Origin of the sequence: Streptomyces sp. NPDC048370 (assembly GCF_043200825.1) — a bacterium.
GTDB lineage: Bacteria > Actinomycetota > Actinomycetes > Streptomycetales > Streptomycetaceae > Streptomyces.
In genome coordinates this window covers 103,891-117,335 of record NZ_JBICYI010000011.1, presented here as the reverse complement: position 1 = coordinate 117,335, position 13,445 = coordinate 103,891, and the positions used below count along the sequence as shown (strand labels likewise).

Sequence of the window (13,445 nt, the reverse complement as noted above, 5' to 3'; positions counted from 1 at the left end):
GCCCCCGGAAGACAGGATGCCGTCCGCCCAGTGGAACGCGATGTCCACCCCGGCATCCACGCGGTTACGCTGGCCCCGTGCACCCTCCTCCGAGTGTGCAAAGCCGACAGCCGTCGCATCCCAGGGAGCTCATCCATGGCCTCGTCGCCTACCCCTTCCGTTGACAGCCGGACCCGCGCCGCCGCACTCCGCGAGGCACTCGCGACCCGTGTGGTGGTGGCCGACGGAGCCATGGGCACGATGCTCCAGGCCCAGGACCCCAGCCTCGAGGACTTCCAGAACCTCGAAGGCTGCAACGAGATCCTGAACGTGACGCGGCCCGACATCGTCCGCTCGGTGCACCAGGAGTACTTCGCCGCGGGCGTCGACTGCGTCGAGACCAACACCTTCGGTGCGAACCACGCGGCACTGGGGGAGTACGACATCCCCGAGCGGGTGTACGAGCTCTCCGAGTCCGGCGCCCGGATCGCCCGCGAGGTCGCCGACGAGTTCACCGCCTCCACCGGACAGCAGCGCTGGGTCCTCGGCTCCATGGGCCCCGGCACCAAGCTGCCGACCCTGGGCCACGCCCCGTACACCCTCCTGCGCGACGCCTACCAGCAGAACGCCGAGGGCATGATCGCCGGCGGCGCCGACGCGCTGCTCGTGGAGACCACCCAGGACCTGCTCCAGACCAAGGCGTCCGTCATCGGCGCCCGCCGCGCCCTGGACTCCCTCGGCATCGACCTGCCGCTCATCGTCTCCGTCACCGTCGAGACCACCGGCACCATGCTCCTCGGCTCGGAGATCGGGGCGGCGCTGACCGCCCTGGAGCCGCTCGGCATCGACATGATCGGCCTGAACTGCGCCACGGGCCCGGCCGAGATGAGCGAGCACCTCCGCTACCTCGCTCGGCACTCCCGTATCCCGCTCTCCTGCATGCCCAACGCCGGCCTGCCCGTCCTCGGCAAGAACGGCGCGCACTACCCGCTCTCCGCCGAAGAGCTCGCCGACGCCCAGGAGACCTTCGTCCGCGAGTACGGACTCTCCCTGATCGGCGGCTGCTGCGGTACGACCCCGGAGCACCTGCGCCAGGTCGTCGAGCGCGTCCGCGGCCTCACGCCGACCGTCCGCGACCCGCGCCCCGAGCCCGGCGCCGCCTCGCTCTACCAGACGGTCCCGTTCCGCCAGGACACCGCGTACATGGCGATCGGCGAGCGCACCAACGCCAACGGCTCCAAGAAGTTCCGCGAGGCCATGCTCGACGGGCGCTGGGACGACTGCGTCGAGATGGCGCGCGACCAGATCCGCGAGGGCGCGCACATGCTCGACCTCTGCGTCGACTACGTCGGCCGTGACGGTGTCGCCGACATGGCCGAACTGGCCGGCCGCTTCGCCACCGCCTCCACCCTGCCGATCGTCCTCGACTCCACCGAGGTCCCCGTCATCCGGGCGGGCCTGGAGAAGCTCGGCGGACGCGCCGTCATCAACTCGGTCAACTACGAGGACGGCGACGGACCGGAGTCGCGCTTCGCGAAGGTCACCCGGCTGGCCCAGGAGCACGGAGCCGCCCTCATCGCGCTCACCATCGACGAGGAGGGCCAGGCCCGTACCGTCGAGAACAAGGTCGCCATCGCCGAGCGCATCATCGACGACCTGACCGGCAACTGGGGCATCCACGAGTCGGACATCCTCATCGACACGCTCACCTTCACCATCTGCACCGGTCAGGAGGAGTCCCGCAAGGACGGCATCGCCACCATCGAGGCCATCCGCGAACTCAAGCGGCGCCGCCCGGACGTCCAGACCACGCTGGGCCTGTCCAACATCTCCTTCGGCCTCAACCCGGCCGCCCGGATCCTGCTGAACTCGGTCTTCCTCGACGAGTGCGTCAAGGCAGGGCTCGACTCGGCGATCGTGCACGCCTCCAAGATCCTGCCGATCGCCCGGTTCGACGAGGAGCAGGTCACCACCGCCCTCGACCTGATCTACGACTTGCGCTCCGAGGGCTACGACCCGCTGCAGAAGCTGATGGCCCTCTTCGAGGGGGCCACCACCAAGTCCCTGAAGGCCGGCAAGGCCGAGGAACTCCTCGCCCTGCCCCTGGAGGAGCGCCTCAAGCGCCGCATCATCGACGGTGAGAAGAACGGCCTGGAGGCCGACCTCGCCGAGGCCCTGCAGGAGCGCCCCGCCCTCGACATCGTCAACGAGACCCTTCTCGACGGCATGAAGGTCGTCGGCGAGCTCTTCGGCTCCGGCCAGATGCAGCTGCCGTTCGTCCTCCAGTCCGCCGAGGTCATGAAGACGGCCGTCGCCTTCCTCGAACCGCACATGGAGAAGTCGGACGCCGAGGGCAAGGGCACGATCGTGCTCGCGACCGTCCGCGGCGACGTCCACGACATCGGCAAGAACCTCGTCGACATCATCCTCTCCAACAACGGCTACAACGTCGTCAACCTCGGCATCAAGCAGCCGGTCTCCGCGATCCTGGAGGCCGCTGAGGAGCACCGGGCGGACGTCATCGGCATGTCCGGTCTGCTGGTGAAGTCCACGGTGATCATGAAGGAGAACCTGGAGGAGCTCAACCAGCGCGAGCTGGCCGCCAGGTACCCCGTGATCCTCGGCGGCGCCGCCCTCACCCGCGCCTACGTCGAGCAGGACCTGCACGAGATCTACCAGGGCGAGGTCCGCTACGCCCGGGACGCCTTCGAGGGCCTGCGTCTGATGGACGCGCTCATCGCCGTCAAGCGCGGCGTCCCCGGCGCCAGCCTGCCCGAGCTCAAGCAGCGCCGGGTCGCCAAGCGGGACACCCCGGCCGCCCTCCAGGTGGAGGAGCCGGAGCCGGGCGGCCGTTCCGACGTCGCCGTCGACAACCCGGTCCCCACCCCGCCGTTCTGGGGCACCCGCGTCGTCAAGGGCATCCCGCTGAAGGACTACGCGTCCTGGCTGGACGAGGGCGCCCTGTTCAAGGGTCAGTGGGGGCTCAAGCAGGCCCGCGCGGGCGGTGCGACGTACGAGGAGTTGGTCGAGACCGAGGGCCGGCCCCGGCTGCGCGGTCTGCTGGACAAGCTGCACACCGAGAACCTCCTGGAAGCCGCCGTGGTCTACGGCTACTTCCCGTGCGTGTCCAAGGGCGACGACCTGATCATCCTCGACGAGGCAGGCAACGAGCGGACCCGCTTCACCTTCCCGCGCCAGCGCCGCGGCCGTCGCCTCTGCCTCGCGGACTTCTTCCGTCCCGAGGAGTCCGGCGAGACCGATGTCGTCGGCCTCCAGGTCGTCACCGTCGGCTCCAAGATCGGCGAGGCCACGGCCAAGCTGTTCGAGTCCGACTCCTACCGCGAGTACCTGGAGCTGCACGGTCTGTCCGTGCAGCTCGCCGAGGCCATGGCCGAGTACTGGCACGCGCGTGTCCGTGCCGAGCTGGGCTTCGCGGGCGAGGACCCGTCCCAGGTCGAGGACATGTTCGCCCTGAAGTACCGGGGCGCGCGCTTCTCGCTCGGCTACGGCGCCTGCCCCGACCTGGAGGACCGGGCGAAGATCGCGGACCTGCTCCAGCCGGAGCGGATCGGCGTCCACCTGTCGGAGGAGTACCAGCTCCACCCCGAGCAGTCCACGGACGCCATCGTGATCCACCACCCCGAGGCGAAGTACTTCAACGCGCGGTAGCCCCCGCCAACGCGCGGTAGCCCCCCAACGCGCGGTAGCCCCCGCCAACGCGCGGTACCCCCCAACGCGTGGTAACCCCCGCCGACGCGCGGTGAACCCCCACCAACGCGCGGTAACGCCCGCCCCGGGGGTAAATCAGCGCACCTCGCATGCTCTCGACGTACACTGGTCGGTCCAGTGCAGGCCGGTCGCCCTACCCCCGTACCGGGGTGGGAGACCGGCCTTCTCGTCCCTCCATGGAGGTGTGCCGGATGACCAGTACGGTCCCCGCGTCCTTGTTCCGCACCAACGGAAGCTCCGCGCTGCAAGCGGTCTTCCTCGACATGGACGGCACCCTGGTCGACACCGAGGGCTTCTGGTGGGACGCGGAGGTCGAGGTCTTCGCCGACCTCGGACACCGGCTGGACGAATCCTGGCGCGACATCGTCGTCGGCGGCCCCATGACCCGCAGCGCGGGCTACCTCATCGAGGCCACCGGCGCCGACATCACCGTCGCCGAGCTCACCGTCCTGCTCAACGAGAAGTTCGAGCAGCGCATCGGCCTGGGCGTTCCGCTGATGCCGGGCGCCGAGCGGCTCCTCGCCGAGCTGGCCCGGCACAACATCCCGACCGCCCTGGTCTCCGCGTCGCACCGCCGCATCATCGACCGGATCCTCGCCTCCTTGGGCCGTGACCGCTTCGCGCTCACCGTGGCGGGCGACGAGGTGGAGCGCACCAAGCCGCACCCCGAGCCGTATCTGACGGCGGCGAGCGGGGTCGGCGCCGAACCGTCCCTGTGCGCGGTCATCGAGGACACCGCGACGGGCGTGGCGGCCGCCGAGGCCGCCGGCTGCCGCGTGGTCGCCGTGCCCTCCGTGGCCCCGATCGCACCCTCCCCCGGGCGGGTCGTGGTCCGCTCCCTGGAGGACGTGGACGTGCCCTTCCTGCGCACGCTGATCACCGGGCCGTGATCATGTGACCGGCCGTCCGCGGAACGGGCGCGCGCGTGACCTTCGTCACCCAGCGTGCTGGACCGCGGGCGGCCGCCTCGCACCCGATGTCCGTAAGGCCTGGATTGAGGCTGGACGTCTGTCCCGATTCGCGCCTTCCCTGCTGAATCATTCCCGCGCATGACTATCGAGCACCCCGCATTCATGATCACTATCCGCATCCACGGCGGACCCTCGGCGGTCCGGCGTCACGGCGTCGCGCACTAATCTTTTCGAGGACTTCGCCGCACCCCCGCGTGCACCGGCGCCGCATCCAGGTCGCCGCGAACACAGGACCGATCGCTCACCATCCCGGCCCGATCGTCACGCCCCGACCGGGCGGACGCGGCGGATTGTCCGTACGCCGCTGTATCCCAGTGCCGGATGAGGAGAAAGTCCCTGATGCACCGCAAGACCTTGGCCCTGCCGGCCGTCGCCGGTCTGCTCGCCCCCCTGCTCACCGCGTGCGGCGGTGCGGACGAGTCCAGAGCCATCGTCGTCGGCACCACGGACCAGTTCGTCGCCACCAGCGACGCCCCCGCACCCCTCGATCCGGCCTTCGCCTACGACACCGGCACCTGGAACATCCTCCGGCAGACCGTGCAGACCCTGATGCACGTGCCGCGCGGCGGCGGCGAGCCCGTCCCCGAGGCCGCCGAGAGCTGCTCCTTCAGCGACCGGGTCAGCGAGAGCTACCGCTGCACGCTCCGTGAGGGACTCACCTTCGCCGACGGCACGCCGCTGACCGCCGCCGACGTGAAGTTCTCCGTCGAGCGCGTCCTCGCCATCAAGTCCGACAACGGAACCGCCGCGCTCCTCGCCAACATCGACACCGTCGAGACCAAGGGCGAGCGCGATGTCGTCTTCCACCTCAAGACGCCCGACGCGACCTTCCCGTACAAGCTCTCCACCCCCGTCGCCGGCATCCTCAGCAAGGACAAGTACGACGGCAAGAAGCTGCGCGAAGGCTTCGACGTCGACGGCTCCGGCCCGTACACGATGAAGACCGAGCGCGACGGCGACCACTTCGTCAAGGCCGTCTTCACCAAGAACCCCTCGTACAAGGGCGACATCAAGCTCCGTAACGAGAAGGTCGAGCTGCGCTCCTTCGTCGACGCGGCCTCCATGGGTGAGGCCCTGGACAAGCGCGACATCGACATGATGACCCGCGCCATGTCGCTCGAACAGGTCAAGACGCTCACCGAGAAGCCCAAGGACGGGATCGACCTCACCGAGGTCCCCGGCCTGGAGATCCGCTACCTCGCCTTCGACACCGACGCCCCGTCCGTCAAGGACAAGGCCGTCCGGCAGGCCATCGCCGCCGTCGTCGACCGAGGCGCGATCGTCAACGCGGTCTACGGCCCCACCGCCCAGCCGCTCTACTCGCTGATCCCCTCCAGCATCACCGGCCACTCCACGGCCTTCTTCGACGCCTACGGCGAGCCCAGCAAGAGCCGGGCGGCCGACATCCTGCGCAAGGCCGACATCACCGCCCCGGTCGCGCTCACCCTCAACTACACCACCGACCACTACGGCTCCGGCACGAAGCAGGAGTTCGAGGCGCTGCGCGACCAGCTCAACGCCACCGGGCTCTTCGACGTCACCGTCAAGGGCAGCGAGTGGTCCACGTTCCGCCCCGCGCAGAAGCGCGGCGACTTCCCCGTCTACGGCCTCGGCTGGTTCCCCGACTTCCCCGACCCGGACAACTACGTCGCCCCCTTCCTCGACGCGGACAACTTCCTCAACACCCCTTATGTCAACGCCTCCGTACGGGACCAGCTGATCCCGCGGTCGCGTCGCTCGGCCGATCGCACCGCGGCCGGCCCCGTCTTCGGCCAGATCCAGAAGATCGTCGCCCAGGACGTCCCCGTCCTGCCGCTCTGGCAGGGCAAGCAGTACGTCGCCGCTCGCGACGATGTGACCGGCGTCGAATGGGCGCTGAACACCTCCTCCGACCTGCTCCTCTGGGAGCTCGGTCGCGGGAGCGCCTGACCCCTCAACCAGTTCGGCTCCACCGGTCGCGCACCCGCGCGCGGCCGGTCTGGCAAGAGATCAAGAGGCACGTTCTGTGAAGCACAACAAGTGGCTGACGGCTCCCCTCGCCGCGGGCCTGTCCGCCGCACTGCTCAGCGGCTGCGGCACCCAGGAGGGCGGCGGCGCCTCGGGCTCCGGGGGCAACGTCCGCGTCGGCATGTCCGACGAGGTCCTGGCAACCGACCCGGCCGCCGGCTACGACCCCGGCTCCTGGCTGCTGTTCAACAACGTCTTCCAGTCCCTGCTCAGCTTCCCCAAGGGCAACACCGAGCCCGAGCCGGAGGCCGCCGAGAAGTGTGGCTTCGAAGGCGGCAGCAAGGTCTACCGCTGCACCCTGCGCGAGGGCCTGAAGTTCTCCAACGGGAACCCGCTGACCTCGAAGGACGTCAAGTTCTCCTTCGACCGCGCGCTGAAGATCGACGACCCGTCCGGCCCGGCGCCGCTGCTGTCCTCGATCGAGTCCATCGAGACCCCTGACGACCGGACCGTCGTCTTCCGGCTGAAGACCCCCGACGCCACCTTCCCCAGCAAGATCGCCTCGGGCGCCGGCTCGATCGTCGACCACCGCGAGTACGCCGAGGACGCGCTGCGCACCGACGGCAAGGCGGTCGGCTCCGGCCCGTACAAGCTGGAGTCCATCAGCGACAGCGAGGCCGTCTTCTCGGTCAACGCGGACTACACGGGCCACGCCAAGCCGCAGAACGGCGGTGTCACCCTCAAGCTGTACGGCGGTGACCGCGAAGCCCTCTCCAAGGCGCTGGCCGCCGACGACATCGACATCGCCTACCGAGGCCTCGCCGCCGACGACATCGCCACGCTCGAAGCCTCCGCCGACACCGAGGAAAAGGGTGTCGAGGTCGTCCAGGGCACCAGCGCCGAGGTCCAGCACCTGGTCTTCAACGTCAAGGACCCGGTCGTCGGCAAGCTCGGCGTCCGCCAGGCCATCGCCCACCTCGTGGACCGCGAGGCGCTCGTCCAGAATGTCTACAAGTCGACCGCCACGCCGCTGTACTCGATCGTCCCGGCGGGCGTCGCGGGCCACAACACCGCCTTCATCGACACCTACGGCGACCGGCCCGACGCCGCCAAGGCCAAGAAGGCGCTCCGCAAGGCCGGGATCACCGACAAGGTGAAGCTCACCCTCTGGTCCACGCCCAGCCGTTACGGCCCCGCCACCGACCAGGAGTTGAAGGCGATAGCCGAGCAGCTCAACACCAGCGGCCTGTTCGACGCCGAGGTGAAGTCGGTCGAGTTCGAGCAGTACGAGAAGGACATCGCGGCCGGCAAGTACGGCGTGTACGTCAAGGGCTGGGTGCCGGACTACCCGGACGCGGACAACTTCACCGCCCCGTTCTTCGGTGAGGGCAACGTCCTCAGCAACAACTACGCCAACGCCACCATCACCGGAAGCCTGCTGCCGAAGACCTCGGCCGCCGCGGACCGCGCGAGCACCGAGCAGGACTTCGGCAAGCTCCAGGACCTGGTCGCCGAGGAGCTGCCGCTGCTGCCGCTCTGGCAGGGCAAGCAGTACGCCGTCGCCCGTGACGGCGTCAGCGGCCTGGAGTGGACCCTCGACGCCTCGACCGTCTTCCGCTTCTGGGAGCTGAAGAAGGGCTGACGGACCGTCACCGTCCCACGGCGAAAAGGGGCCCGGCACGCATCACGCGCGCCGGGCCCCTTCCCGTTCTCCTGGATGTTCTGTGTGGTCCCGTGCGTTGCGTGCGTGTCGTACGTCCGACACGGGGTCGTACCCACCGGCCTGCCGCTACTGCGCCCCGGGGCGCACCAGACCGCTCTCGTACGCGTACACCGCCGCCTGGACCCGGTCGCGCAGCCCCAGCTTCGTCAGCACATGGCCGACATGCGTCTTCACCGTCGTCTCGCTGACGAACAGATCCGCCGCGATCTCCGCGTTCGACAGACCGCGCGCCACCAGCTTCAGGACCTCGACCTCACGGTCGGTCAGGGTGTTCAGCGTGTCCGGCACCTGCTCGTCGCCCGACGGCAGGTGCGCCGAGTACTTGTCCAGCAGACGACGCGTGATCGAGGGCGCCAGCATCGCCTCGCCCGCCGCCACCACCCGGATCGCCTGCACCAGCTCGTTGGCCGGCGCGTCCTTCAGCAGGAAGCCGCTGGCCCCCGCCCGCAGCGCCTCCACCACGTACTCGTCCAGGTCGAACGTCGTCAGGACCAGCACCTTCGCCGGACCGTCCCGGCCGGGGCCCGTGATCTGCCGCGTCGCCTCGACACCGTCCATCCGCGGCATCCGGATGTCCATCAGCACCACATCGGGCTGCAACGCCCGCACCTGGTCCAGGGCCTGGAGGCCGTCCCCGGCCTCACCGACGACCGCGAGGTCCTGCTCCGCCTCCAGGATCATCCGGAAACCGGTGCGCAGCAGCGGCTGGTCGTCGACCAGTAGGACGCGGATAGCCACGAGAACTCCTTCACGGCGCGGGCTGGACCGGCCCCATTCTGCCCTGCTCCGAATCGTCCGACTCCGGCGGGCGCGCGGAGACGATCTCCGCGCGGATCTCCCCGTCGCCCTCCCGCCGGATCTCCAGCGGATACACCGGGGGAGTCCCACCGAACTCCGGGCACACCGCCTGGTGGTCGCACCAGCCGCACAGCTTCGTCGGCCGGGGTCGCCACTCGCCCGTCTCCGTCGCCAGCCGGATCGCCTCCCACAGCGCCAGCAGCTTCCGCTCCACCCGCAGCAGATCCGCCTCCACCGGGTCGTACGTCAGCACGTCACCGCTGCCCAGGTACACCAGCTGCAGCCGGCGCGGCACCACCTGCTTCAGCCGCCAGACCACCAGCGCGTAGAACTTCATCTGGAAGAGCGCGCCCTCGCTGTACTCGGGGCGGGGCGCCTTGCCCGTCTTGTAGTCGACGATCCGCACCTCGCCCGTCGGCGCCACGTCGACCCGGTCGATCACCCCGCGCAGCCGCAGCCCCGACTCCAGCTCCGTCTCCACGAAGAGCTCACGCTCCGCCGGCTCCAGACGCGTCGGATCCTCCAGCGTGAACCAGCGCTCCACCAGCTGCTCGGCCTGGACGAGCCAGCCCGCCAGACGCTCCCCCTCCGCGTCCTCCGCGAAGAGCTCGGCCAGCTCCGGCCGCGACTCCAGGAGCCGGTCCCACTGCCCCGGGATCAAGGCCTTCGCGCGCGGCGCCGTCCGCTCCACCGCCGGAGCGTCGAAGAGCCGCTCGAGGACCGCGTGCACCAGCGTGCCCCGCGTCGCCGCCTCGCTCGGCTTCTCCGGCAGCCTGTCGATCACCCGGAACCTGTACAGCAGGGGACACTGCATGAAGTCGCTCGCCCGCGAAGGCGACAACGACATGGGCGCCCTGGGGCCCACGGGCGGCTGCTCGCTCGTACTCATGACTCAGACCCTACGACCCGCCACCGACAGCGAGCCGAATACCATCGACGTCGGACCCCGTCACGCTGCATGATCGAAGAGTGACGCACGACGAGGGTCGGGCGGAAGGCTACGAGAGGAACCCGTGAACCAGGACGACGAGCGCGGCGAGAACCAGCGGCCGCGGTCCGGCGACGCGGAACCGCCGGCCGACGCCGACTCCCGCACCCGGCGCGGCGAGGAACCCGGCGGAGGGATCCTCATGGGCCGCCCCTTCGGCGTGCCCGTCTACGTCGCCCCCAGCTGGTTCCTTGTCGCCGCCCTCATCACGTGGGTCTTCGGCGACCAGATCCAGCGCGTCCTGCCCGACCTCGGCGCCGCCCGCTACCTGGTCTCCCTCTTCTTCGCGATCGCCTTCTACGCCTCGGTGCTCGTCCACGAACTGGCCCACACGATCGCCGCGCTCCGCTTCAAGCTCCCGGTGCGCCGCATCCAGCTCCAGTTCTTCGGCGGCGTCTCCGAGATCGAGAAGGAGACCGAGACCCCCGGCCGCGAGTTCGTGCTCGCCTTCGTCGGCCCCCTGCTCTCCCTCGTCCTCGCCGGCGTCTTCTACCTCACGATGTACGCCGTCGAACCCGGCACCGTCCCCGGTGTCCTCCTCGCCGGCCTGATGATCTCCAACCTGATCGTCGCGATCTTCAACCTGCTGCCCGGCCTGCCCCTCGACGGCGGCCGCATGTTGCGCGCCGTGGTCTGGAAGATCACCGGCAAGCCCATGAGCGGCACCATCGCTGCCGCCTGGGTCGGCCGCGCCCTCGCCGTCCTCGTCCTCATCGGCCTCCCCCTCCTCACCCGCACCGGCCTCCTCGGCAACTCCACCGACGAGATCAGCGGCATGGACACCGTCACCGACGCCCTGCTCGCCGCGATCCTCGCCGCCATCATCTGGACCGGCGCCGGCAACAGCCTGCGCATGGCCCGGCTCCGCGAGCACCTCCCCGAGCTCCGCGCCCGTACCCTCACCCGCCGCGCCATCCCCGTCGAGCCCGCCACACCGCTCTCCGAGGCCCTCCGCCGTGCCAACGAGGCCGGAGCCCGCGCACTCGTCGTCGTCGACGGCCAGGGCAACCCCACCGGCCTCGTCCGCGAGACCGCCATCGCCGGAGTCCCACAGCACCGCCGTCCCTGGGTCGCCGTCAGCACGCTCGCCCAGGACCTCACCGACGGCATGAGCGTCCCCGCCGAACTCACCGGGCAGCCCCTCCTCGACCACCTCCGCGCGAGCCCGGCCACCGAGTACCTCGTCGTCGAGGAGACCGGGGAGATCTACGGAGTGCTCTCCACCACCGACGTGGAACGCGCCTTCGTCAAGGCCATGGCAAGACCCTCCGCGTAACCCCGGTAAGCTGGTCACATGTCCGAACCGACCGGTGCCGCCCGCCGACGCGGGCCCTTCAAGGTCGGGGACCAGGTTCAGCTGACCGACCCCAAGGGCCGTCACTACACGTTCACGCTCGAAGAGGGAAAGAACTTCCACACCCACAAGGGTTCTTTCCCGCACGACGAACTGATCGGCGCCCCCGAGGGCAGCGTTGTCCGCACCACCGGAAACGTCGCCTACCTCGCGCTGCGCCCCCTGCTCCCCGACTACGTCCTCTCCATGCCCCGCGGCGCCGCCGTGGTCTACCCCAAGGACGCGGGGCAGATCCTGGCCTTCGCCGACATCTTCCCCGGCGCACGCGTCGTGGAGGCAGGCGTGGGCTCGGGCTCCCTCAGCAGCTTCCTCCTGCGCGCCATCGGAGACAGCGGCATGCTGCACTCCTACGAGCGCCGCGAGGACTTCGCCGAGATCGCCAAGGGCAACGTCGAGCGGTACTTCGGCGGTCCGCACCCCGCGTGGCAGCTGACCGTCGGCGACCTCCAGGACAACCTGTCCGACACCGACGTCGACCGCGTCATCCTGGACATGCTCGCCCCCTGGGAGTGCCTGGAGGCCGTCTCCAAGGCCCTCGTCCCCGGCGGCATCCTCTGCTGCTACGTGGCGACCACCACCCAGCTCGCGCGCACCGTGGAGTCCATCCGCGAGTTCGGCTGCTACGCCGAACCGCAGCCCTGGGAGTCCATGATCCGCAACTGGCACGTGGAGGGCCTCGCCGTCCGCCCCGACCACCGCATGATCGGGCACACCGGCTTCCTCGTCACCGCCCGGCGCCTCGCCGACGGCGTCGAGCCCCCCATGCGCCGCCGCCGCCCCGCGAAGGGCGCCTACGGCGAGGACTACGAAGGCCCCAACAAGGGCTGACGCCCCGACAACGAACGCGTGCCGCCGTCGAGTTCCAGCCTCAGGGCAGGGAACTCGACGGCGGCACCTTCACGTTCGGCATCTTTGCTGCGGTGCCCGCACCCCACCTGTTCCGCCCGCCTGTGACGTATGGCACGATGCCCGCAACTCCTTCCGCACCACGTTCACAGGAGACATCCCGCGTGCAGCCCCCCGCCGTCCCGGACCTCGCGCACACCCACGCCCGGCCGGTGCACTGGCTGGCCACCGCGACCGCCATGGCCGCCGTCGTGGCCGCCGCAGGCCTGCTGCAGCCCGGCCCCGCCACAGCGACCACCGCCGCCCCCGGCGGCGAACCGGCCGTCGCACGCCCCGCGCCCGACGCGTCGTCGGCCGACTACCCCCTGAAGTGCGGAGGGGCCCCCGTCAAGATCGCGCAGCGCGCGAGCGGGGACCTCGACGGCGACGGAAACCCCGAGACCGTCGCAGTCGTACACTGCGAAGCCGGCTCGGGCACGCCCCCGCACGCCCTCTACGTCCTGACCCACGCCAAGACGGGCCCGCACGTGCGCGTGGTCGCCACGCTCGTCGAGCCCAGCCGGCAGCAGAACGTCGCGGAGCTCGCCGTACGCGACGGGGCGGTCACCGCCACCCTGCTCGGCTACTCGTCCCCCGAGGTGCCCAGTTGCTGCCCGGACGAGCGCGAGGACGTCAGCTGGCGCTGGAAGGGCGGAAGCTTCGTGCGCGCCGCCAGGTCCGACGCTCAGCGTGTGTGATCGCTCACTCCGCGTCAGGTCCGTAGACCTCGACCCTGTCCGAAACCCGGCGTACGTGAATGCAGTCGCCCGGGCACTCCTTCGCGGAGTCCACGACGTCCTGGAGCAGCGGCAGCGGCACCGGAGTCGTCGCCCCGGCGTCCTGCAGCAGCTCGTCGTCGGAGCTCTTCACGTAGGCGAGGCCGTCGATGTCCAGCTCGAAGACCTCCGGAGCGTACTGCGCGCAGATCCCGTCCCCGGTGCAGAGATCCTGGTCGATCCAGACCTCCAGCGCCTCGCCGGCGCCCTGCGTCGGGGCCTCGTGCTGCACGGTCATGTCTCCTGCCGTTCCTGAGCGTAGAAAAAGAGCTCGTTCTTCTAAGTCCGGTCAAGC

At 70.0% G+C, this 13,445-nt stretch carries 10 protein-coding genes; 7 read left to right on the top strand and 3 right to left on the bottom strand.

All coding sequences use genetic code 11. The annotated features are described in order from the left end of the window. Positions 1 to 135: 135 nt before the first annotated feature. From metH to ACGFYP_RS23475, 4 genes are all read left to right on the top strand, one after another. A complete protein-coding gene (gene metH / locus ACGFYP_RS23490; RefSeq protein ID WP_393496787.1) occupies positions 136 to 3,648 on the top strand; it encodes a methionine synthase in 3,513 nt (1,170 codons plus the stop codon). A gap of 251 nt (positions 3,649 to 3,899) precedes the next feature. Continuing rightward, positions 3,900 to 4,598 carry an HAD family hydrolase gene (locus ACGFYP_RS23485; RefSeq protein WP_393496784.1) on the top strand — a complete coding sequence of 233 codons (699 nt, stop codon included), beginning with the start codon at positions 3,900 to 3,902 and terminating at the stop codon, positions 4,596 to 4,598. A gap of 420 nt (positions 4,599 to 5,018) precedes the next feature. Beyond that, the gene (locus tag ACGFYP_RS23480) at positions 5,019 to 6,608 is read left to right on the top strand and encodes an ABC transporter substrate-binding protein (protein ID WP_393496781.1); all 1,590 of its coding nucleotides are present in this window, start codon (positions 5,019 to 5,021) and stop codon (positions 6,606 to 6,608) included. Between the two features lie 76 nt (positions 6,609 to 6,684). Continuing rightward, positions 6,685 to 8,268, top strand: coding sequence for an ABC transporter substrate-binding protein (locus ACGFYP_RS23475; RefSeq protein ID WP_393496778.1), 1,584 nt, complete (start codon positions 6,685 to 6,687; stop codon positions 8,266 to 8,268). Positions 8,269 to 8,415: 147 nt separating this feature from the next. On the opposite strand, the gene ACGFYP_RS23470 is transcribed toward ACGFYP_RS23475, so the two are convergent. Together ACGFYP_RS23470 and ACGFYP_RS23465 are read right to left on the bottom strand one after the other, a co-directional pair. Next, entirely contained in the window at positions 8,416 to 9,087 is a 672-nt protein-coding gene (locus ACGFYP_RS23470; protein WP_393496775.1) for a response regulator, read from the bottom strand. A 10-nt stretch (positions 9,088 to 9,097) separates the two neighbouring features. After that, positions 9,098 to 10,036, bottom strand: a complete 939-nt coding sequence (locus ACGFYP_RS23465; RefSeq protein WP_393496772.1) for a RecB family exonuclease — start codon at positions 10,034 to 10,036, stop codon at positions 9,098 to 9,100. A gap of 124 nt (positions 10,037 to 10,160) precedes the next feature. On the opposite strand from ACGFYP_RS23465, the gene ACGFYP_RS23460 reads away from it, so the two are divergent. From ACGFYP_RS23460 to ACGFYP_RS23450, 3 genes are all read left to right on the top strand, one after another. Then, the gene (locus tag ACGFYP_RS23460; RefSeq protein WP_393496769.1) at positions 10,161 to 11,411 is read left to right on the top strand and encodes a site-2 protease family protein; all 1,251 of its coding nucleotides are present in this window, start codon (positions 10,161 to 10,163) and stop codon (positions 11,409 to 11,411) included. Positions 11,412 to 11,429: 18 nt separating this feature from the next. Then, positions 11,430 to 12,317 carry a tRNA (adenine-N1)-methyltransferase gene (locus ACGFYP_RS23455; RefSeq protein ID WP_015032448.1) on the top strand — a complete coding sequence of 296 codons (888 nt, stop codon included), beginning with the start codon at positions 11,430 to 11,432 and terminating at the stop codon, positions 12,315 to 12,317. 182 nt (positions 12,318 to 12,499) lie between these two features. Further along, positions 12,500 to 13,072 (top strand): hypothetical protein, encoded by a 573-nt coding sequence (locus ACGFYP_RS23450; RefSeq protein ID WP_393496766.1) that lies wholly within the window; start codon positions 12,500 to 12,502, stop codon positions 13,070 to 13,072. Positions 13,073 to 13,076: 4 nt separating this feature from the next. Here ACGFYP_RS23450 and ACGFYP_RS23445 read toward each other — a convergent pair whose 3' ends face one another. Beyond that, on the bottom strand, positions 13,077 to 13,388 hold the full coding sequence (locus tag ACGFYP_RS23445; protein ID WP_361963621.1) for a ferredoxin: 312 nt from the start codon (positions 13,386 to 13,388) through the stop codon (positions 13,077 to 13,079). Positions 13,389 to 13,445: the final 57 nt, after the last annotated feature.

Bases quoted from the DNA above. Each gene is read 5' to 3' on its own strand.
- ACGFYP_RS23465 (WP_393496772.1), bottom strand. From the start codon at position 10,036: ATGAGTACGAGCGAGCAGCCGCCCGTGGGCCCCAGGGCGCCCATGTCG.
- ACGFYP_RS23480 (WP_393496781.1), top strand. From the start codon at position 5,019: ATGCACCGCAAGACCTTGGCCCTGCCGGCCGTCGCCGGTCTGCTCGCC.
- ACGFYP_RS23485 (WP_393496784.1), top strand. From the start codon at position 3,900: ATGACCAGTACGGTCCCCGCGTCCTTGTTCCGCACCAACGGAAGCTCC.
- metH (WP_393496787.1), top strand. From the start codon at position 136: ATGGCCTCGTCGCCTACCCCTTCCGTTGACAGCCGGACCCGCGCCGCC.
- ACGFYP_RS23445 (WP_361963621.1), bottom strand. From the start codon at position 13,388: ATGACCGTGCAGCACGAGGCCCCGACGCAGGGCGCCGGCGAGGCGCTG.
- ACGFYP_RS23455 (WP_015032448.1), top strand. From the start codon at position 11,430: ATGTCCGAACCGACCGGTGCCGCCCGCCGACGCGGGCCCTTCAAGGTC.